At 64.1% G+C, this 18,773-nt stretch carries 20 protein-coding genes; 9 read left to right on the top strand and 11 right to left on the bottom strand.

The features are described 5' to 3' along the window. Positions 1 to 189 precede the first annotated feature (189 nt). Genes folK through Q7V46_RS02745 form a run of 5 tightly spaced genes read right to left on the bottom strand, consistent with a single transcriptional unit; the run spans position 190 to position 4,919 of the window. Positions 190 to 672: a 2-amino-4-hydroxy-6-hydroxymethyldihydropteridine diphosphokinase gene (gene folK, locus Q7V46_RS02765; protein WP_304911961.1), complete on the bottom strand. Its 483-nt coding sequence runs from the start codon at positions 670 to 672 to the stop codon at positions 190 to 192. Between the two features lie 35 nt (positions 673 to 707). Then, positions 708 to 2,372, bottom strand: a complete 1,665-nt coding sequence (gene pcnB, locus Q7V46_RS02760; protein ID WP_304911960.1) for a polynucleotide adenylyltransferase PcnB — start codon at positions 2,370 to 2,372, stop codon at positions 708 to 710. Beyond that, on the bottom strand, positions 2,369 to 3,094 hold the full coding sequence (locus Q7V46_RS02755; RefSeq protein WP_304911959.1) for an HAD family phosphatase: 726 nt from the start codon (positions 3,092 to 3,094) through the stop codon (positions 2,369 to 2,371). Before Q7V46_RS02755 ends, pcnB begins: the two co-directional genes overlap by 4 nt. Next, positions 3,091 to 3,777 (bottom strand): DnaA regulatory inactivator Hda, encoded by a 687-nt coding sequence (gene hda, locus Q7V46_RS02750; RefSeq protein ID WP_304912035.1) that lies wholly within the window; start codon positions 3,775 to 3,777, stop codon positions 3,091 to 3,093. The genes Q7V46_RS02755 and hda overlap by 4 nt, the downstream gene beginning before the upstream one ends. 17 nt (positions 3,778 to 3,794) lie before the next feature. Further along, positions 3,795 to 4,919 carry an AI-2E family transporter gene (locus Q7V46_RS02745; RefSeq protein ID WP_304911958.1) on the bottom strand — a complete coding sequence of 375 codons (1,125 nt, stop codon included), beginning with the start codon at positions 4,917 to 4,919 and terminating at the stop codon, positions 3,795 to 3,797. A 192-nt stretch (positions 4,920 to 5,111) separates the two neighbouring features. Between Q7V46_RS02745 and purM the strand changes: the two genes are divergently transcribed. After that, positions 5,112 to 6,179, top strand: a complete 1,068-nt coding sequence (purM, locus tag Q7V46_RS02740; RefSeq protein WP_304911957.1) for a phosphoribosylformylglycinamidine cyclo-ligase — start codon at positions 5,112 to 5,114, stop codon at positions 6,177 to 6,179. 113 nt (positions 6,180 to 6,292) lie between these two features. On the opposite strand, the gene Q7V46_RS02735 is transcribed toward purM, so the two are convergent. Genes Q7V46_RS02735 through murJ form a run of 3 tightly spaced genes read right to left on the bottom strand, consistent with a single transcriptional unit; the run spans position 6,293 to position 9,397 of the window. Further along, the gene (locus tag Q7V46_RS02735) at positions 6,293 to 6,925 is read right to left on the bottom strand and encodes an NAD-dependent epimerase/dehydratase family protein (RefSeq protein ID WP_304911956.1); all 633 of its coding nucleotides are present in this window, start codon (positions 6,923 to 6,925) and stop codon (positions 6,293 to 6,295) included. 21 nt (positions 6,926 to 6,946) lie between these two features. Then, entirely contained in the window at positions 6,947 to 7,804 is an 858-nt protein-coding gene (locus tag Q7V46_RS02730; protein WP_304911955.1) for a SirB1 family protein, read from the bottom strand. Positions 7,805 to 7,831: 27 nt separating this feature from the next. Continuing rightward, positions 7,832 to 9,397 carry a murein biosynthesis integral membrane protein MurJ gene (gene murJ, locus Q7V46_RS02725; RefSeq protein ID WP_304911954.1) on the bottom strand — a complete coding sequence of 522 codons (1,566 nt, stop codon included), beginning with the start codon at positions 9,395 to 9,397 and terminating at the stop codon, positions 7,832 to 7,834. Positions 9,398 to 9,614: 217 nt separating this feature from the next. On the opposite strand from murJ, the gene rpsT reads away from it, so the two are divergent. Then, positions 9,615 to 9,917 carry a 30S ribosomal protein S20 gene (gene rpsT / locus Q7V46_RS02720; RefSeq protein WP_304911953.1) on the top strand — a complete coding sequence of 101 codons (303 nt, stop codon included), beginning with the start codon at positions 9,615 to 9,617 and terminating at the stop codon, positions 9,915 to 9,917. Between the two features lie 517 nt (positions 9,918 to 10,434). Here the strand turns inward: rpsT and Q7V46_RS02715 are convergent. Further along, positions 10,435 to 10,743 (bottom strand): DUF3579 domain-containing protein, encoded by a 309-nt coding sequence (locus Q7V46_RS02715; RefSeq protein ID WP_304911952.1) that lies wholly within the window; start codon positions 10,741 to 10,743, stop codon positions 10,435 to 10,437. Between the two features lie 280 nt (positions 10,744 to 11,023). Between Q7V46_RS02715 and Q7V46_RS02710 the strand changes: the two genes are divergently transcribed. The 7 genes from Q7V46_RS02710 (at position 11,024) to kynA (ending at position 17,406) form a co-directional block, all read left to right on the top strand. Then, complete coding sequence (locus Q7V46_RS02710) at positions 11,024 to 12,226, top strand: aspartate aminotransferase family protein (RefSeq protein ID WP_304911951.1); 1,203 nt, start codon at positions 11,024 to 11,026, stop codon at positions 12,224 to 12,226. A gap of 7 nt (positions 12,227 to 12,233) precedes the next feature. Beyond that, a complete protein-coding gene (gene argF, locus Q7V46_RS02705) occupies positions 12,234 to 13,181 on the top strand; it encodes an ornithine carbamoyltransferase (protein WP_304911950.1) in 948 nt (315 codons plus the stop codon). 8 nt (positions 13,182 to 13,189) lie between these two features. Then, the gene (locus Q7V46_RS02700; protein WP_304911949.1) at positions 13,190 to 13,498 is read left to right on the top strand and encodes a YkgJ family cysteine cluster protein; all 309 of its coding nucleotides are present in this window, start codon (positions 13,190 to 13,192) and stop codon (positions 13,496 to 13,498) included. A 15-nt stretch (positions 13,499 to 13,513) separates the two neighbouring features. Continuing rightward, positions 13,514 to 14,431, top strand: a complete 918-nt coding sequence (locus tag Q7V46_RS02695) for a class I SAM-dependent methyltransferase (protein ID WP_304911948.1) — start codon at positions 13,514 to 13,516, stop codon at positions 14,429 to 14,431. A 90-nt stretch (positions 14,432 to 14,521) separates the two neighbouring features. Next, positions 14,522 to 15,151, top strand: a complete 630-nt coding sequence (kynB, locus tag Q7V46_RS02690) for an arylformamidase (protein WP_304911947.1) — start codon at positions 14,522 to 14,524, stop codon at positions 15,149 to 15,151. Between the two features lie 117 nt (positions 15,152 to 15,268). Continuing rightward, on the top strand, positions 15,269 to 16,543 hold the full coding sequence (gene kynU, locus Q7V46_RS02685; RefSeq protein WP_304911946.1) for a kynureninase: 1,275 nt from the start codon (positions 15,269 to 15,271) through the stop codon (positions 16,541 to 16,543). 2 nt (positions 16,544 to 16,545) lie between these two features. Next, a complete protein-coding gene (gene kynA, locus Q7V46_RS02680; RefSeq protein ID WP_304911945.1) occupies positions 16,546 to 17,406 on the top strand; it encodes a tryptophan 2,3-dioxygenase in 861 nt (286 codons plus the stop codon). Positions 17,407 to 17,449: 43 nt separating this feature from the next. On the opposite strand, the gene Q7V46_RS02675 is transcribed toward kynA, so the two are convergent. Further along, positions 17,450 to 17,608, bottom strand: coding sequence for a hypothetical protein (locus Q7V46_RS02675; protein ID WP_304911944.1), 159 nt, complete (start codon positions 17,606 to 17,608; stop codon positions 17,450 to 17,452). A 126-nt stretch (positions 17,609 to 17,734) separates the two neighbouring features. After that, positions 17,735 to 18,739, bottom strand: coding sequence for a tripartite tricarboxylate transporter substrate binding protein (locus Q7V46_RS02670; protein WP_304911943.1), 1,005 nt, complete (start codon positions 18,737 to 18,739; stop codon positions 17,735 to 17,737). Positions 18,740 to 18,773: the final 34 nt, after the last annotated feature.

Raw genomic sequence — 18,773 nt, 5'->3', positions numbered from 1 at the left:
AGCGGCGGAGCGTGGGGGTTGGGATGACTGCCCCCGCGTCGTTTCGCGCCACCCCCTCAAGGGCGATACCTGTGGCCCGGCAAGCCGGTTCCACGGTTTCTCTGGATTGCGCCTCTGCAGGCGTGAACTGTGGCGCTCCGGAACCTCGTCCACCTGCTATCGGGCAATTTACCGCTCTCGCAACGGCGTTCAGACTTCCAGCGACTCAATGACCTGCTCGGCAACCGTTGCGAGCTGATGCGCACTCACCAGGTGCGGCGCCAGTTCGGCCAGCGGCACCAGTACAAACGCTCGCTGCCACATGCGCGGGTGTGGCACGGTGAGCCTGGGAGAAGAAACGCTGGCGCTGCCGTACAACAGCAAGTCCAGGTCAAGCGTGCGCGGCGCATGTCGGTAGGGGCGCAATCGACCTGCGTGGTTTTCGATGGCCTGCAGGGCATCCAGCAGGTCGGGCGCGGTCAGCACGGTGCGCAGCTCGACCACGGCGTTGATGAAATCGGGCCCGCTGGCATCCACCGGTGTCGAACGGTACAGGCCCGAGCAACGCACTTCAGAAACACCGTCGGTCTGAGCCAACGATTGCACCGCTTCACGAAGTGCACCGGCGGCATCGCCCAGGTTGGCACCCAGCGCCACATAGGCGGTGACTGGTTCGCGGATCATGGACGCCATGTCATCGGGCCAACACCTGGCCCGATCGAACGTGATCAGCCGGGATCGCCCGGTCCATCACCACCGCTGCCGCCTTCGGCACGCGGGGCACCGGTGGGTTTGCGGCGACGGCGGCGGCGCTTTTTGGCTGGGGCTGTGCCGTCGGACGGCACAGCGTCCGTTGGGCCATCCGATTCGGGAGCATCGTCTTCTTCGCCATTTTCTGCTCCAGCCACTGGGCGGAAACGGGGATCAGGCGCCGGAGCGTTCACAGGATGTTCAGCATCGCTGCGCTTGACACGGCGCGCAGCGCCCGGACCACCGGGCTTGGCCAGGTTGGCGCGCCGCTGGGCGTCGATCATGTCTTCGCGCATTTCGTCACTGGCGTGCTGGAAGGTTTCCCACCAGTGGGCCAATTCCTCCTCGACCTCACCCACCTGGGCCCTCAGACGCAGGAAGTCGAAGCCGGCACGAAAGCGCGCCTGGTCCACCAGACTGAACGGTGATGAACCCACGCGCTTGTCGAAGCGCGGCTGCATCATCCAGATCTCGCGCATGTCCGCTCCCAGCTTGCCGCGGCCCGACACGTCGCCGATGCGGGCATCGAAAGCATCGTCCACCGCGTCCTGCAGGGCAGCCACCGGCGGGGTCGGGCGCTGGTTGGGGCGTGGCTGCAAACGCTGGCTCCAGCCCTTGCGCACATCGGCCCACAGCACGCAGGCCAGCAGGAAGCTGGGCGCCACCGGCTTGCCCTCGCCCACCCGGCGGTCGGTGTCCTGCAGCGCCAGTTTCACGAACGGGTCGTCGGCGCGCTGCACCACCACATCGAGCAAGGGATAGATGCCATTGGCGAGGCCGTGGGCCTTGAGCTGTTCGATGCTGGCCAGCGCGTGGCCGGTCTGCAGCAGCTTGAGCATTTCGTCAAACAGGCGGCTCTGCGGCACGTCGGCCAGCAGGTTGCGCGAGGCCACCAGGGGCTCGCGGGTCTTGGGGTCGAACTGGAAGCCCAGTGCGTTGAGCTTGGCCGCAAAACGCACCGCGCGGATGATGCGCACCGGGTCTTCGCGGTAGCGGGTGACCGCGTCGCCGATCATGCGCAGCGTCTTCTTTTTTGCGTCCCGGATGCCGTGGTGGAAATCGACCACGGTCTGGCTTTCCGGGTCGTAGTACATCGCGTTGATGCTGAAGTCGCGGCGAGCGGCGTCGTGCTCGATGGGGCCCCACACGTTGTCGCGCAACACCCGCCCGCTGGCGTCGACCGCGTGCGTCATCCCCGCGAGCTGGCCCTTGCTGGTACGCTCGTTGCCGGCCACCTGTTCGGCGTCGGCACTGTCCAGGTAGGCACGGAAGGTGGAGACCTCGATCATTTCGTGTTCGCGACCGCGCCCGTAAATCACGTGCACGATGCGAAAGCGCCGCCCGATGATGAAAGCGCGACGGAACAGCCCTTTGACCTGTTCGGGCGTGGCGCTGGTGGCCACGTCGAAGTCTTTGGGGCGCAGGCCCAGCAGCAGGTCGCGCACGGCGCCGCCCACGATGTAGGCTTCATGCCCGGCCTGCTTCAGGGTGTGCACCACGTCCAGTGCCCGCTGGTCCACCAGTTGGGGGTCGATACCGTGCACCTGTACCGGCACATCCTCGCGCTTGCCAAACGGGCTGGCGCGGCGGCTGTTGCCACTGTCGGTCTTGCCCAGCAGCCTGTTGATGAATTTTTTGATCATTCGAATAGGTTCAATATGCGCCAGCCCCGCTCCAGGGCAATGGCCTTGAGCCGGTCGTCCGGATTGGTCGCCACAGGCTCGTGCACCTTCTCCAGCAGCGGCAAATCGTTGATGGAGTCGCTGTAGAAAGTGCTGTGCGACACACTGGCCCAGCTCAGGCCGCGCGCGCCCAGCCATTGTTCCACACGCGCCACCTTGCCCTCCCGGAACGAAGGAACACCCCGAATCGCACCGGTGGGGGCACCCGTTGCATCCATCTCCAGGTCGATCGCGATGAGTTCGTCCACGCCAAAAGCGGTGGCAATGGGACGGGTGACGAACGCATTGGTGGCGGTGACGATCACAACCTCGTCGCCAGCCGCCTGATGCGCCTGAACCGTGGCCATGGCCTGGTCTTGCATCGCTGGGCGAATCACCTGCTGCATGAAGCGCTCATGCGCATCGTTGGCAGCAGCCATGCCTTTTTCGCGCACAGCCGCGATGGCGAACTGCACGTATTCATGTATGTCAAGCGTGCCGGCCTTGTAGGCGGCGTAGAACCGATCATTCGCCTGCGAGAACGTGGCCGCATCGCGCCAGCCCAGCGACACGGTGAACTCGCCCCAGGCGTGGTCGGAGTCCAGCGGAATCAGGGTGTGATCGAGGTCAAAGAGGGCGAGCCGAATGCCTGGGTTGGCTGGGGAGCTGTTCGTCAAAGCGTCAGGGTTCGTTGATGTCGTCATTCGTTCTCGAGCATGGATTTGATCAGCGGGATGGTGATGGTGCGCTGGGTGCGCAAGGCATAACCATCGAGCTGATCCAGCAGCAGCATCAGACTGGAGAGGTCGCGTGCAAAACGGGTCAGCATGAAGTCCATGACCTCGTCGCTGAGGAACACGCCACGCTCGTCAGCCGACCGGCGCAATACCGCACGGCGTTCGGCTTCGCCCAGCGCCCGCAACTGGAACACATGTCCCCAGCCCAGGCGGGTGCGCAGGTCTTCACGAAGTTGCAGGTCGGCCGGCGGTCGGTCCGCAGCGGCTAATACCCAGCGGGCCTGGCCATGGGGCGGATTTTGCGCATTCACGAACCAGTTGAAGGCGGCGGCTTGTTGTTCGGCGGTGTAAAGATGGCAGTCATCAAGCAGCACCGCATCCCAGTGCTCGTCGTATTCAGGGGGGTGGAGCGTGGTCGGGTCGATCCAGCCCACGCGGCTGCCCTGCTCCCGAAGAGATTCGCGCACCCCGCGCAACAGATGCGACTTGCCGCTGCCGCCTTCACCCCAGATGAAAGTGGGCACTGGCGAGCGCAGGGCGTTGCCCGTCCAAAGGCGCAGATGCTCGAGTGCAGCCTCGTTGCCGGCGGCGACAAAGTTGCTCAATGTAGGCACCGGGGCCAGGCCAATGTCCAGGGCCATCTGCTTCATCGAAACGGGGTCCATGCTCACGCTTCGCCACCTTGGGAAGAAGGCGGGAGGGCCAACGGGGGCGAAGGCTGGGCGGGCGCTTCGTCAAGGTAGAGCTCGCTCCTGAGGTACTCGTTGCGAGCGCGGCGAATCGCCACCAGCAGCACCGCACTGGCCGGCAGCGCGATCAACACACCCACGAAGCCAAACAGGTGACCAAATGCCAGCAGGGCAAAGATGACGGCAATGGGGTGCAAGCCAATACGCTCGCCCAGCAGCCGCGGCGTGAGGTACATGCTTTCAAAGGCCTGCCCCAACATGTAAGCGCCGAAAACCAGCGCCACCCCAAGAAGGGTCTGAAACTGCAGTAAAGCCGCCAGCAGGGCCAGCATCAGCCCAAGCCCGAAACCCAGGTACGGCACGAAGCCCGCCAACCCGGTGAACACGCCAATCGGCAAGGCCAGGTCCAGCCCCACCAGGACCAGCAACACGGTGTAGAGCACCGCCAGCAAGCCCATCACGACCAACTGGCCCCGCAGGTATTGGCCAAGCACTTCGTCGGTTTCGTCCAGGAAACTCTGAACGTTTTCGCGCCAGCGCGGCGGAATCAAGCCCTTGGATCGCTGAACCAGATTGTTCCAGTCCAGCAGAAGGTAAAACGCCACGATGGGCATGAGAAACAGATTGCCCACCACCGCAGCCAGGGCGCTGCCACCGATGCGCAATGAAGACAGCAGGCTGTTGATCAGTTCACCCTCGTGGCCGCTGACGAGTGATTTGAGGCCTTCTCGGACCACGGAGACGTCGACCTGGGCATCCACGCCGAAGCGGGCCGCGAAGGGCACCACCCAGTCGTTGAGACGCTCCAGCAGATCAGGCACCTGGTCTCGCAGCAGCGGGACCTGCTTGGTGATGACAGGCACGATAAGCAGCACCACCGCCAGCAGCACCAGCATGAGCGAGGTGATGGCCAGGCCGGCACCCAGCCAGCGAGGCACGCGCTTTGCCCGCATCCACTCCACCAGGGGGTGCAAGACATAGGCAATCACCGCCGCCAGCAGGAACGGCATCAACACCGGCGCCAGCAGCGTCAGCAGGAGCCAGCTCGCCACCGCGATCGAGGTCCAGACGGCGGCGCGGATCTGGGTGGGGGTGAAGGTCATGGATGCTGTTCGGCGTGTTGACAGGACGGGCGGCAGGAGCAAACCCTTAAAATCCACCCCAAATTCTATTCCGCCCCCTTGTTGTCGACGCCGAACGCCCCCGGCGCCGGCTCCGCCCCGCCAAAAGGCGCTGCGCCGGTGACTTGAGTTGCCTACTTCCTACCCCCTCGCGGCCCACGCCGCCCTGCCCACATGACCTCCCCCACCCCTCCCATTTCGTACAAAGACGCCGGCGTCGACATCGACGCGGGTGATGCGCTCATCGAACGCATCAAGCCCCTGGCCAAGAAGACCATGCGCGAAGGCGTGCTGGCCGGGATTGGCGGATTTGGCGCCCTTTTCGAAGTGCCCAAACGCTACCGGGAGCCGGTGCTGGTCAGTGGCACCGACGGCGTAGGCACCAAGCTCAAACTGGCTTTCGAATGGGACATGCACGACACCGTGGGCATCGACCTCGTGGGCATGAGCGTGAACGATGTGCTGGTACAGGGCGCCGAACCCCTTTTCTTTCTGGACTACTTTGCCTGCGGCAAGCTGGATGTGGATACGGCCGCTGCGGTGGTGGGCGGGATTGCCAGGGGTTGTGAGCTCTCCGGCTGCGCTCTCATTGGTGGTGAAACAGCAGAAATGCCCGGCATGTACCCGGCCGGCGAATACGACCTGGCCGGCTTCTGTGTGGGCGCGGTTGAAAAATCCAAAATTCTCAGCGGCCAGAGCGTCAAGCCTGGCGACGTGGTGCTGGGCCTGGCCTCGCATGGCGTGCACTCCAACGGCTTTTCCCTGGTGCGAAAGTGCATCGAACGCGCCGGCACCGACCTGCCATCCACGCTGGACGGCCAGCCGTTCCGGGAAGCCATCATGGCCCCCACGCGCCTGTACGTGAAGAACATGCTGGCTGCGCTGGCCGCGTATCCGCATTCGGCAGATGCCGCCTCACCCGGCGGCATCAAGGCCCTGGCCCACATCACCGGTGGCGGCCTGCTGGAGAACATCCCGCGTGTGCTGCCCGAAGGCACAGCCGCCCACTTGAAGAAGGGTAGTTGGCCACAGACCGAACTGTTCGCGTGGCTGCAGAAAACCGCTGGCATCGACGACATCGAGATGAACCGCACCTTCAACAACGGGATCGGCATGGTGGTGGTGATCGCGGCCGAAGAAGCGCCTGCCTGCGCCGCCAAGCTGCGCGAGCTGGGCGAAACGGTATTTGAGATTGGTGCGATCGCCGAGCGTGGCACGGGCGCGGCGGTGGTCGTGGCCTGACAGCCACCATCAACCTGGCCCCCCTCAGACCGTCGTTGACGGAGCGATCAGACCGGGCCGCTGGTAGCCCCACATCGATGGGGTCGCGCATGGCGCGGCAGGGATGTTCTGCTTCAAACCATCGCTTCAGACGGCACCACATGCACACCGTGGCGGGCCGCCAAGGCGGCCTGAAGCAAATGGTGAGCGATGCTTTCGGCCGGCACCACGCGATAGCGCAGCGGCAGCAGCGGGCGCAGCCACTGCGACAGCGCCACACCGATCTGCTCGGCCGGGCGCGACTCCCCGCGATCGCCGCCAATCAACCCCGGCCGCACCAGGGTGAGGGAGGGATAGCCCAGTTTCTGCAGATCGCGCTCCAGCTCGCCCTTGGTACGCGAATAGAACACCCTGGACAGCGGGTCCGCGCCGAGCGCCGAGTTCAATGCATAAGCCCGGGCACCGTGCGCCCGCGCCAGTTCGGCTGCGCGCAAGGGCAAATCGTGGTCCACCCGGTAAAAAGCCTCCCGGGACCCCGCTTTGGCGATGGTCGTACCCAGCGCGCAAATCACCGCATCCACCTTCCACCAGTCTGCGTCGGCGGGCAATCGCTCGAAATCCGGTTGCGGATTGAGCAGGCGGGCATGGGGTGGCAAGGGTTTTCGGGTGGGTGCGACCACACGCCCTACAACGCGGTCGGCCAGCGCCTGGCTCAGCACCGATCGGCCCACAAGGCCGGTGGCGCCCAGAATCAGCAATTTGGTCATGGGCGAAGCGGGCTCACCCGGTCAGTTGAGCGCGCGGCGCAGTTCCTGCAGGCGCAGATCGATGGCATCGCGCTCCAGGGTGTCTTCGGTGTGGTCGATGTAAATCTCGAGGTCGCTCACAGCCAGTCGAATTTCGCCCATTTCGGCCCAGGCCAGACCGCGGTCGCGGTATTCGCTCCAAGCATCCGGCAGCAGCACCAGCAGGCGATCCTGCACCGCGATCAGGCGCAGCCAGTCCTCCTGGGTGCGGTGAATTTCCTTCAGATTGCGCAGGATGCGGGCGAGGATGTCGCGGGGGGCAGCGGCTTGCAGGTACAGCCCCACCGGCACATCAAAATCGTCGACCAGGCCATTGCGCCGCTTGTAGGGTTCCAGCCGTTCCGACAGGTCTTCTCGGCTGAGCGACTGCCCACTGAAAGGATCGATCACCACTTGCCCGTTCGGCAAGTTGACCTTGACCATGAAATGTCCGGGGAAGTTGACGCCACGCGCCTTGAGCCCCAGCCCCTGGGCCAGCTCCAGCCAGAGCACCGCCAGCGTGATGGGGATTCCCCGGCGCGTGCGCAACACAGCATTCAGATAGCTGTTGTCCGGGTCGTAGTAGTTGTTGACGTTGCCGCCAAACCCCATGTCATGAAAGAAAAACTGGTTCAGTAGCCGCAGACGTGGCAACTGTTCGGTCTCTGACGCACAGCGCCGACGCACGCGGGCCAGCAGTTGATCCACATCACCCAGCACGGCCTGCACATCAAGATCGGGGTATTCGTCCTGCGCCACAGCGGTGGCTGCTTCCAGCAGAGGCAAGGTTTCGTCATCCCCCACCAAGGCAGCGAAGTACCCCAGAGGCGTGGGCGCCAGATAGTCGTAGGCGTCAGACATGGTGGAAGGGAGGTGGAAGCGGTTCGGCTATTTTCGGACGAATTGGCGCAGGTTCAAACCCGACAGCAGCAAAGTCACAAAATACACCAGAACGGCCCCCAGGATACAGAGGGTCAACAACCCCACGCGACCAAGAGCGCGCCCTTCAAAACCCAGCCAGTTCACCTGGGTGGTCATCGCCATCAAGAAAACCGCCAACAACGCGCTGGCAGCCACCACCTGCAAACCAAAGCGACCCCAGCCGGGTGACGGTGAGTAGGCACCTCGCTTGATCAGACCCAGCAACAGCCACAAGGCATTGACCATGGCGCCAATGCCGATGGCCAGCGCCAGCCCGGCGTGTGCAAAGTACGGGACCAGCACCAGATTCATGCACTGGGTCAGCACCAGCACCACGATGGCGATTTTCACGGGTGTGCGAATGTCCTGGCGAGCATAGAAACCGGGTGCCAGCACCTTGATGGCGATCAGCCCGATCAGGCCCGCACCATAGCCCATCAAGGCCAGCGCCGTTTGCTGCACATCGGCATCGGTGAAAGCGCCATAGTGGTACAGCACCGCGACCAGCGGACGGGCAAAGGTCAGCAAGGCCACCGCACTGGGCACCGCCAGCAGCACCACCAGGCGCAGACCCCAGTCCAGCAGGCCGCTGTAGCGATCGGCATCGTCCGCAGCCCGGGCCGCCGCCAACTGGGGCAGCAGCACCACGCCCAACGCCACGCCCAACATGGCGGTGGGAAACTCCATCAACCGGTCGGCATAGGTGAGCCAGCTCACGCTGCCCACCGTCAAATGCGACGCAATCTGGGTGTTGATCAGCAGCGATATCTGCGCCACGCTCACGCCCAGCAACGCTGGCAGCATCAGCGTGGTGACGCGGCGCGTGCCAGGGTGCTGCCACGCCGTGCTCAGCGCCGACCAGCGCAAACTCACCTGGGGCAGCATGCCCAACCGACGCAAGGCGGGTATTTGCACCGACAACTGCAGCGCCCCACCCAGCAGTACCCCTGCGGCCATGGCGTAAATGGGCTCGATGCCCATGCTGCCGAACCAGGGCGCACCCCAGCCGGCGGCGGCGATCAAGGCCACATTGAGCAGCACCGGCGTGGCGGCCGGCACCGCGAAGCGCTTCCAGGTGTTCAGAATGCCTGCGGAGAACGCCACCAGTGACATGAAGGCGATGTAGGGAAACATCCAGCGGGTCATGAAAATGGCGGCCTCAAAGCCTTCGGGGGACTGTTTAAGTCCGCTGGCCATGGCCCAGACCAGCACCGGTGCACCCAACACACCCAGAATGCAGGTGAAGGTCAGCGCCCAGGCAAGCACCGTGGCAATCTGGTTCACCAACTCCTTGGTGGACGCATCACCATCCTTCTCCCGCACGGCAGCCAGTACCGGCACAAAGGCCTGACTGAAAGCGCCTTCAGCGAACAGACGCCGGAAAAAGTTCGGAATGCGGAAGGCGACGTTGAAGGCGTCGGTCAGGGCGCTGGCACCGAAGGTCGATGCCATCAACAACTCGCGCACCAACCCGGTGATGCGCGACGCCAGCGTCAGCAGGGAGATCAGGGAGGCGGATTTGAACAGCGTCACCGCAGGGAGTGTAAGAGAACCCACCTGCGCCGCCTGCGGCGTCTTCCCCCCTTTCTGGCGCCTTCGGCTTGAAGGGGGGACGCAGCCTGTGGCCGGGCGAAGCTCGATCCCTGGCTGCCCTGGACCAAGGCAGAGCTCTCCCCCGGCGCGAATGGTGGCTCATGCTAAAATCGCGGGCTTTGCTGGCATCATCCCAAACACGTAAAGGAAACTCACCATGGCAACCAAGCCAAAGAAAAAGAACCCCCGCCTGGCCTCAGGCCGCAAGCGCGTCCGCCAGGACGTCAAGATCAACGCCGCGAACACCTCGCTGCGCTCCAAATACCGCACCGCCGTGAAGAACGTGGAAAAAGCCGTTCTGGCTAGCGACAAGGAAAAGGCCACCGAACTGTTTGCGAAGATGCAAAAAGTGGTGGACATCGTGGCAGACAAGGGCATCTTCCACAAGAACAAGGCCGCTCGTGACAAGAGCCGCCTGTCTTCCAAAGTCAAGACGCTGGCCACCACCGTCGCCGCCTGACACCCACGGTCTGCCCCGGCAGACCACCAGCCCGGACCCTTCCAGGGGTCTGCCGTTTGAAACGGTGCGCTGCCAGCAAAAGCAAAGAAGCCGTCGCCAGACGGCTTTTTTGCGTCTGGAAGGACAACCATCACACGGAGCGCGGGCATCCAGAAACACCAAGCAGCTGGATATGCACACCCCCTCCAGAGCGAAGTGCCCCATCCAGAGATACCGTGGAACCGGCTTTGCCGGGCCACTGGTATCGCCCCCTTTTGAGGGGGTGACGACGAAGTCGGCGCGGGGGTGCTTCTGAGCTTTTCCGGAGCGAAGTGCCCCATCCAGAGATACCGTGGAACCGGCTTTGCCGGGCCACTGGTATCGCCCCCTTGAGGGGGTGACGACGAAGTCGGCGCGGGGGTGCTTCTGAGCTTTTCCGGAGCGAAGTGCCCCATCCAGAGATACCGTGGAACCGGCTTTGCCGGGCCACTGGTATCGCCCCCTTGAGGGGGTCGCGCGCAGCGCGGCGGGGGTGGACCTATCTGTCCGGGAGCAAACACCCCTCGGCCACCTGCAGGTCGTTGTCGCGGGCGAAGTGCATCACGAAGTCCCATGCCATGGGCTCTGCGTCGCGCAGATCGGTGTGCACCACCACGCATTTCACCCCGTTGATGGTGTTGGGCACGCACCAGGGGGAATAGCTCAGGTGGCTGCCCGGCTGTGCACCACCTGGTCGAAAAGAACTCATCACGCCCGCCAGCCGTTCGGCCCAGTCGCTCGGGCGAAAGGTGCGACCACTCTGGGTGACGCCCTGTATGAACACTTGCTTGGCGGAGGGAGTAACCATCGGGGAAGCCTGCGGGTGGAGGGCCCAGAAAGGGGGAAATGGCCGGCACCAGCGCGAGGATCGCTCGCCACGTTGGCCGCCAGGTATTCTATCTTATATAAGACTTGATCTAAGGGATAACCCGCCCACCGTACGGTGCTCTGAAGCCACGTTGTGCGGCATGACTGCAATGCAAAACAAGCAACGATGATGCCCGTCGCTGCGCCTAGAATCACTTTTCAACGGCTCAACCTGCGTTGAGCCGCTTTCTTTTTGGCCCTTTCCCTTCGGAGTCTCAAGCATGAATGCCGCCGCCACAGTCCTGGCCTCTTCGCCCCACGTGATGAACACCTACGGCCGCCTGCCGATTGCGATGTCGCACGGGCGAGGCTGCCGCGTGTGGGACGTGAACGGCAAGGAATACCTGGACGCGCTGGCCGGCATTGCGGTCAACACGCTGGGTCACGGCCACCCCAAACTGGTGCCCGCACTGCAGGACCAGCTGGCCAAGATGATCCACTGCTGCAACTATTACCACGTGCCCGATCAGGAGCGGCTGGCGCAAATGCTGGTGGAGCGCTCCGGCCTGACCAACGTGTTTTTCTGCAGCACCGGGCTGGAAGCCAACGAGGCGGCGCTGAAGCTGGCGCGCAAGTACGGGCACGACAAAGGCATTGAGCGCCCGGAGATCGTGGTGTACGAAAAAGCCTTCCACGGACGCAGCATCGCCACGCTTTCTGCCACCGGCAACCCCAAGATCCAGGCGGGCTTCGGCCCGCTGGTTGAAGGTTTCATCCGTGTACCGGTGAACGACATAGAAGCCCTCAAGAAGGCGACAGCCGGCAATCCCAACGTGGTGGCCGTGTTTTTTGAAACCATCCAGGGTGAAGGCGGCGTGAACCCCATGCGTGCGCAGTACCTGCAAGACGTGCGCGCCCTGTGCGACGCGCAAGACTGGCTGCTGATGATCGACGAAGTGCAGTGCGGCATGGGCCGCACCGGCAAGTGGTTCGCCCACCAGTGGGCGGGCATCAAGCCCGACGTGATGCCGCTGGCCAAGGGACTTGGCTCGGGCGTGCCCATCGGCGCGGTGGTGGCCGGCCCCAAGGCGGCGAACATCTTTGCCCCCGGCAACCACGGCACCACCTTTGGCGGCAATCCCCTGGCCATGCGCGCAGGGGTGGAAACCATCCGCATCATGGAAGAAGACGGCCTGCTGGCCAACGCCGAGCGGGTAGGCGCCCACCTGCGCGGTTTGCTGGACGCGAGCCTGGCCGGCAAGCCGGGCGTGAAGGACATTCGCGGCCAGGGGCTGATGATCGGCGTGGAACTGGACAAGCCCTGTGGCGTGCTCACGCAGCGCTCAGCCGACGCCGGCCTGCTGATCAGCGTGACCGCCGACAGCGTGATCCGCATCGTGCCGCCGCTGATCCTGACCACCGCCGAGGCCGACGAAATTGCTGCCATCCTGCTGCCGCTCATCCACGCCTTCCTCGCAGAATGAACACGCCATGAAGCTCAAGCATTATCTGCAGTTCAACGACCTGAACGCCGACGAGTACGCCTACCTGCTCACGCGCGCGGCCTTCATCAAGGCCAAGTTCAAGGCGTTCGAGAAACACCAGCCGTTCGCCGACCCCGACCGGACGCTGGCCCTGATTTTTGAGAAGGCCAGCACCCGCACCCGCGTGAGCTTCGAGGCCGGCATGTACCAACTGGGCGGCTCGGTGGTGCACCTCACCACCGGCGACAGCCAACTGGGCCGCGCCGAGCCGATTGAAGACAGCGCCAAGGTCATCAGCCGCATGGTTGATATGGTGATGATTCGCACCTACGAACAAAGCAAGATCGAGGCATTTGCGGCGCACTCGCGCGTGCCGGTGATCAATGGTCTGACCAACGAATTCCACCCCTGCCAGATCCTGGCCGACCTGTTCACCTTGGTCGAACACCGCCCGGCCGCCAGTGGCAACCCGCTGGATGCGCTCAAGGGCAAGGTCGTGGCGTGGGTGGGCGATGGCAACAACATGGCCAACACCTGGCTGCAGGCGGCCGAACTGCTGGGCTTCACCGTGCACGTGAGCACGCCCAGCGGCTACGAGGTCGATCCGAGGCTGGCCGGTATCAGCAACGCCGGCTGCTACAAGGTATTCAAGGACCCGAAAGAAGCCTGCAAGGGCGCCGATCTGGTCACCACCGACGTGTGGACCAGCATGGGCTTTGAAGCCGAAAACGAAGTGCGCCGTGCCGCCTTCTCACAATGGTGCGTGGACGAAGCCATGATGGCCGTGGCCAAACCCGACGCGATCTTCATGCACTGCCTGCCCGCGCACCGCGGTGAAGAGGTGAGCGCTGAAGTCATCGACGGCCCCCAGAGTGTGGTGTGGGACGAGGCCGAGAACCGCATGCATGCGCAGAAAGCACTGATGGAGTACCTGTTGCTGGGCCAGCTGGGCTGATTCGGATTGTGAGCAGCTGTACGTCTTGCGGTGCCTGCTGCGCTTGCTTCCGGGTGGACTTCTCGGTGTTCGAAACCCAGTCTGAAGGCGGCAACGTGCCAGACGGGCTGTGGGTGCCCGTGACCGACCACATCGCGCGAATGCGCGGCACCGACCATGGCAAGCCGCGCTGTTCGGCACTCAGCGGCAATGTCGGTGAAAAAGCCACCTGTGGCATCTACGAGTGGCGGCCGAACCCCTGCCGCGAGTTTGAAGAAGGTAGCGATGCCTGCGATCAGGCACGCCGCCGCCATGGGCTGCCACCGCTGGCGCACTGAGCAAACCTCCAGCTCATGCAAGCCCTGCTCAACGCCATCGCCACCATGGCCATGCCCACCGATGCCCAGCGCATCTTCCATGGCCGAGGCGGCCTGCACCCCGGCTGTGAAGCCTGGACGCTGGACGCCTTTCCACCCGTCTGGCTGATCACCAAGTTCGGCGAAGCAACGCTCGAAGAACAGGCCGTACTCACTGCGGCGCTGCAGGCACGTCATGCACAGATCGCGCCCTATGACGCGCTGAATGCCGTGCTACAAACCCGGCACGAAGGGTGCAGCGAGACTGTGGTGCTGGCGGGCAAGGTGCCCGATTCGCACGTGGTCACGGAGGACGGTGCGAAATACCGAGTCAACCTGCAGCGCGGCCAGAACCACGGCCTTTTCCTGGACATGGCCGAAGGCCGGCGCTGGGTGCGTGCGCACGCGCAGGGCCACAAGGTGCTCAACCTGTTTGCCTACACCTGTGCGTTTTCGGTGGCGGCGCTGCAAGGTGGTGCCAGGGAGGTGATCAACCTTGACATGGCGCAGCCCGCGCTGACCACCGGTCAGCAGAATCACCAGCTCAACGGCATCCTCAGCGGCGCCAAGTTCCTCGCGCACGATCTGTTCAGCACCTGGGGCAAAGTCAACCGCATGGGGCCCTACGGCCTGGTGATCATGGACCCGCCCAGCTATCAGAAGGGCAGTTTCGTGGCGACCAAGGACTACGCCCGGTTGATCCGCCGCCTGCCCGACCTGCTTCGCCCCGGCGGCCATGCCCTGCTCTGCCTGAACGCGCCAGAAATTCCCGAGCAGTATCTGCGCGACCTGCTTGCCCAAGAAGCGCCCGCGCTGGCGGTGTTGCAGCGCCTGCCCAACCCGGGGGTTTTTGCCGATGTGTCCAGCGACCGGGCCTTGAAAGTGCTGGTGGTGCGCCTGCCGCCTCTGGCATAGAGGAAATTCGTTTAGACCTGAAGTATTTTTTCAGGCCGTTGGAAAATACCGACACCATGGTTTTTTTGCTGGTGCTACCTTCAAAGCACCATGAAAAAGATCTGGGACATCTCACCCCCCGTTCAAGCGACATCGCCGGTTTTTCCGGGAGACACCGCATACAACCAGCAGTGGGTGGCCAGCATCGGCCCCGGCTGCCCGGTCAACGTGAGCGCGATCACACTCTCGCCGCACGTGGGTGCCCACGCCGACGCGCCCCTGCACTACGACCCGAATGGTGCGGCCATTGGCGCGGTGGATTTACACGCCTTCATCGGTCACTGTCGCGTGATCCACGCCATCCATTGCGGACCACTGGTTTTGCCGGTTCATCTGGCACATGCGATGGACGGACTCCCTGAAAGGGTGCTGGTGCGCGTCTACCACCACATGCCGCAAGACCGGTTCGACCACGCCCTGCCCGCCTTTGCGCCAGAGACCGTCGCGCTGCTGGCCGACCTGGGCGTGAAGCTGATCGGCATCGACAGCGCCAGCATCGACCCCGCCGACAGCAAGACCCTGGACAGCCACCAGACCATTCGCCAGCGCGGTCTGCGCGTGCTGGAGAACCTGTTGCTCGACGACGTGCCCGAAGGCGACTATGAACTGATTGCCCTCCCCCTGAAGCTGATCACCGCCGATGCCAGCCCGGTGCGCGCGGTCCTTAGGGAGTTGGAGTGACCCACCGATGCGCCTTCGGCGCCTCCGCCCAGGGGGCCACACCAGCGGCCCGGCAAAACCGGTTCCGCGGTGTGCCCGGAAAGAGCAGAACCCGTTCTAAAACGTAACCACAGTGACATGACCACCCTCCAAGACTGCATCGCCCTCGACGCGAAGGACCCGCTGCGCGCCCTGCGCGATCTTTTCAACATTCCAGCCGGCACCATCTACCTTGACGGCAATTCGCTGGGCGTGATGCCCACCGCCACGCCGGCCCGTGTGGCCGACACCGTGGCCCGCGAATGGGGCACCGACCTGATCCAGAGCTGGAACAAGAACGGCTGGTTCGGTATGCCTCAGCAGGTGGGCGACAAGATCGCCCGCCTGATTGGCGCCGGTGCAAAGGAAGTGGTGGCCACCGACAGCACCTCGATCAACCTGTTCAAGGTGCTGAGCGCAGCCATGAACATCGCTGCCGCCGACGCGCCGCAGCGCAAGCAGATCGTGAGCGAGCGCAGCAACTTCCCGACCGACCTCTACATCGCCGAAGCCCTGTGCCAACAGAACGGCATGGAACTGGTGCTGGTGGAACCGGAGGACATTGCCGCCTCGCTCACCGCGAACGTGGCCATCCTCATGCTCACGCATGTCAACTACCGCACCGGCGCCATGCACGACATGGCCGCCGTGACCGCCGCTGCCCACGCCGAAGGCATCCTGACCGTGTGGGACCTGGCGCACAGCGCGGGCGCCGTGCCGGTGAACCTCACAGCCGCCAAGGCCGACTTCGCCGTGGGCTGCGGCTACAAGTACCTCAACGGCGGCCCGGGCGCACCCGCTTTCGTGTGGGTGAACCCGCTGCACACCGACCGCTTCTGGCAACCCCTGGCCGGTTGGTGGGGCCACGCCACACCCTTTGAATTCACACCCGACTACCGCCCCGCCCCGGGCATCACGCGCTACCAGTGCGGCACGCAACCCATCATCAGCCTGGCCGCGCTGGACTGCGGCGTGGACACGCTGCTGGCGGCCGAAATTCACGGTGGCATGGCTGCGCTGCGCACCAAATCGCTTGCACTGACCGACCTGTTCATCTCATTGGTCGAAGAGCGCTGCGAAGCACGAGGCCTTGGACTGGCTACGCCACGCGACCACGCGCAACGCGGGTCTCAGGTGTGCTTGACCAGGGAAGAAGGCGCCTACGCCATCGTGCAAGCCCTCATCGCACGCGGCGTGATTGGCGACTACCGTGCCGGCGACGGCGGTCGTCACAAGGACATCCTGCGATTCGGCTTCACGCCGCTTTACATCGGCTTCGAAGACGTGTGGAATGCTGTGGAACACCTGTGCCAGGTGCTTGAAAGCGGCGAGTGGCAGCGCCCGGAATTCAACACCAAACATGCGGTGACTTGATCATGTGCCCTCACCAGCCCGCCCCCAACAAGCCCGAAGACATCGTGCGCGAAGAAGGCGCACAGCTCGACTTCAGCCGCGACATGAGCTACGGCGACTACCTGCAGCTCGACGCCATCCTGGGTGCACAAAAACCGCTCTCCCCCGCGCACGACGAGATGCTGTTCATCATCCAGCACCAGACCAGCGAACTCTGGATGAAGCTCATGCTGCACGAACTCAAAGCCGCCATCGCACACATCGCTTCGGACGAACTGCAGCCCGCGTTCAAGATGCTGGCGCGCGTCTCCAAGATCATGGAGCAGCTGGTGCACGCCTGGGACGTGCTCGCCACCATGACACCGCCCGAATACAGCGCGTTGCGCCCCTACCTTGCGCAGTCCAGCGGCTTCCAGAGCCACCAGTACCGCTGCATCGAATTCGCCATGGGCAACAAGAATGCCGCCATGCTCAAGCCCCATGCCCACAGCCCGGAGCGGCTGGCCGTTGTGCAGGCCTCATATGAAGCGCCCTCCCTCTACGACGAAGCCTTGCGCCTGCTGGCACGCCGTGGGCTGGACGTGCCAGAGAGCCATACGCTGCGCGACTGGACGAAACCGTATGAGGCCAGCGACGCAGTGGAGCAGGCCTGGCTAGCGGTCTATCGGAACCCCAAGGACCATTGGGACCTCTACCAACTGGGCGAAGAACTCACCGACCTGGAGGACGCATTCCGCCTCTGGCGCTTCCGCCACGTGACCACGGTGGAACGCGTGATCGGCTTCAAGCGAGGTACCGGCGGCACGGGTGGCGTGAGCTACCTGCGCAAGATGCTAGATGTGGTGCTGTTTCCGGAAATCTGGCGCTTGCGCACCGATCTCTGAACCGGACGCGAAGCCGTCGGGCGCGCACCGGTGCGACGGTAGGTCAGCAGTTGCCCTTTTTCGCCTGCCCAGGTGGACAGAATTTGCCACCGCTCTTGCCGTGAGAATGACCCGGGTCCACCACCACGGCGCCCGAGGGGGTGTAGACGGCGCAACCGGTGAACGACGCTGCCACGAACAGCAGAGCGATGAGTTTTTTCATGGGTGCCTTTTGTGAGTTGGAGCGGGAGCCCATGCAATGGGGCCCCAGCGAACCGCCACCCTTCGACCACCGGAACAGAAGGACATTCCAGAACCGACGGGCGTGCAAGCGGCAACAAAGGCCCGTTCAGCCCGGCCGGATGTTGTTGCGCTGGATCACTTCCGTCATGGCCTTGGTGTCGCTCTGAATGCGGCGTGCCAGGCCTTCTGGCCCGGTGCCGGCCACCTGCCAGCCCTGCACAAAAATCTTTTGGCGGATGTCTTCGCGGCGCACGAATTCGGACAACAGGCCGGCAAGCTTCTGCACGTGCGCCTTGGGCATGCTGTTGGGTGCGGCCACGGCGTTCCAGATTTCCAGCTGGAAGTCGCGCACGCCGGCTTCAGACAGACTGGGCACCTCGGGTACCACGCTGCTGCGCCCGGCAGAGGTGACGCCAATCGCGCGCAGCTTGCCCGCGCGCACCTGGGCCATGGCCAGGCCCGGTGGCAGCAAAGACATCTGGATCTGGTTGCTGAGCATGGCGGCGATCACCTGCGGGTTGCCCGGGTAGGGCACATGCACGGGTGCGATGCCGGCCTTGGGCTTGAGCAGTTCCATGCCCAGGTGGGCCACCGTGCCCACGCCAGGGGTGCCGTAGTTCCAGCGGTCGCCGCCCTCGCGGGCGGCGGCAAAAAAGGCCGCGCCGGTGGTGGTGGTTTCGGCCGGCACACAGAGCACGAGCGGCGCCACGGCAATCAGCGACACCGGAGTAAGGTCCTTGAGCGGGTCGTAGGGCGTGGCCGGGTTGAGGATCTTGGCGATGGTCATGTTCCCGTTGATCATCAGGCCGATGGTGTGGTCGTCGGTGGCGCGCGCGACCAGGTCGGCCGCGATATTGCCACCTGCACCAGGGCGATTCTCGATCACCACGGGCTGGCCCAGCGCTTGAGAAAGTGGCTCAGCCAGAAGGCGGGCCATGAGGTCGGGCGACGAGCCCCCCGGGAAGCCCACCATGATCTTCAATGGCCGGTTCGGCCATGCAGAGGACTGAGCCTGCGCCGAGGGCAGCACCAGGGAAGACGCCATGGCCGCAGCCACGACCAATGCTTCGCGGCGGTTCGGGGGGGTATCGAGGGTGGAGGTTCTTTTCATGGTTGTCTCTTTTGGGTGGGAAAAGGCGAAAGAT

The organism is Hydrogenophaga sp. (assembly GCF_030651625.1).
In the GTDB taxonomy this organism is placed as follows: Bacteria; Pseudomonadota; Gammaproteobacteria; order Burkholderiales; family Burkholderiaceae_C; genus Hydrogenophaga.
Note: the sequence above shows the minus strand (reverse complement) of the source record. Positions and strands in the feature narration are given on the sequence as shown.

What these genes read in the sequence shown, in the direction of transcription:
- folK (WP_304911961.1), bottom strand. Translation starts at nt 672, where the DNA reads ATGGCGTCCATGATCCGCGAACCAGTCACCGCCTATGTGGCGCTGGGT.
- pcnB (WP_304911960.1), bottom strand. Translation starts at nt 2,372, where the DNA reads ATGATCAAAAAATTCATCAACAGGCTGCTGGGCAAGACCGACAGTGGC.
- Q7V46_RS02755 (WP_304911959.1), bottom strand. Translation starts at nt 3,094, where the DNA reads ATGACGACATCAACGAACCCTGACGCTTTGACGAACAGCTCCCCAGCC.
- hda (WP_304912035.1), bottom strand. Translation starts at nt 3,777, where the DNA reads ATGAAGCAGATGGCCCTGGACATTGGCCTGGCCCCGGTGCCTACATTG.
- Q7V46_RS02745 (WP_304911958.1), bottom strand. Translation starts at nt 4,919, where the DNA reads ATGACCTTCACCCCCACCCAGATCCGCGCCGCCGTCTGGACCTCGATC.
- purM (WP_304911957.1), top strand. Translation starts at nt 5,112, where the DNA reads ATGACCTCCCCCACCCCTCCCATTTCGTACAAAGACGCCGGCGTCGAC.
- Q7V46_RS02735 (WP_304911956.1), bottom strand. Translation starts at nt 6,925, where the DNA reads ATGACCAAATTGCTGATTCTGGGCGCCACCGGCCTTGTGGGCCGATCG.
- Q7V46_RS02730 (WP_304911955.1), bottom strand. Translation starts at nt 7,804, where the DNA reads ATGTCTGACGCCTACGACTATCTGGCGCCCACGCCTCTGGGGTACTTC.
- rpsT (WP_304911953.1), top strand. Translation starts at nt 9,615, where the DNA reads ATGGCAACCAAGCCAAAGAAAAAGAACCCCCGCCTGGCCTCAGGCCGC.
- Q7V46_RS02715 (WP_304911952.1), bottom strand. Translation starts at nt 10,743, where the DNA reads ATGGTTACTCCCTCCGCCAAGCAAGTGTTCATACAGGGCGTCACCCAG.
- Q7V46_RS02710 (WP_304911951.1), top strand. Translation starts at nt 11,024, where the DNA reads ATGAATGCCGCCGCCACAGTCCTGGCCTCTTCGCCCCACGTGATGAAC.
- argF (WP_304911950.1), top strand. Translation starts at nt 12,234, where the DNA reads ATGAAGCTCAAGCATTATCTGCAGTTCAACGACCTGAACGCCGACGAG.
- Q7V46_RS02695 (WP_304911948.1), top strand. Translation starts at nt 13,514, where the DNA reads ATGCAAGCCCTGCTCAACGCCATCGCCACCATGGCCATGCCCACCGAT.
- kynB (WP_304911947.1), top strand. Translation starts at nt 14,522, where the DNA reads ATGAAAAAGATCTGGGACATCTCACCCCCCGTTCAAGCGACATCGCCG.
- kynU (WP_304911946.1), top strand. Translation starts at nt 15,269, where the DNA reads ATGACCACCCTCCAAGACTGCATCGCCCTCGACGCGAAGGACCCGCTG.
- kynA (WP_304911945.1), top strand. Translation starts at nt 16,546, where the DNA reads ATGTGCCCTCACCAGCCCGCCCCCAACAAGCCCGAAGACATCGTGCGC.
- Q7V46_RS02675 (WP_304911944.1), bottom strand. Translation starts at nt 17,608, where the DNA reads ATGAAAAAACTCATCGCTCTGCTGTTCGTGGCAGCGTCGTTCACCGGT.
- Q7V46_RS02670 (WP_304911943.1), bottom strand. Translation starts at nt 18,739, where the DNA reads ATGAAAAGAACCTCCACCCTCGATACCCCCCCGAACCGCCGCGAAGCA.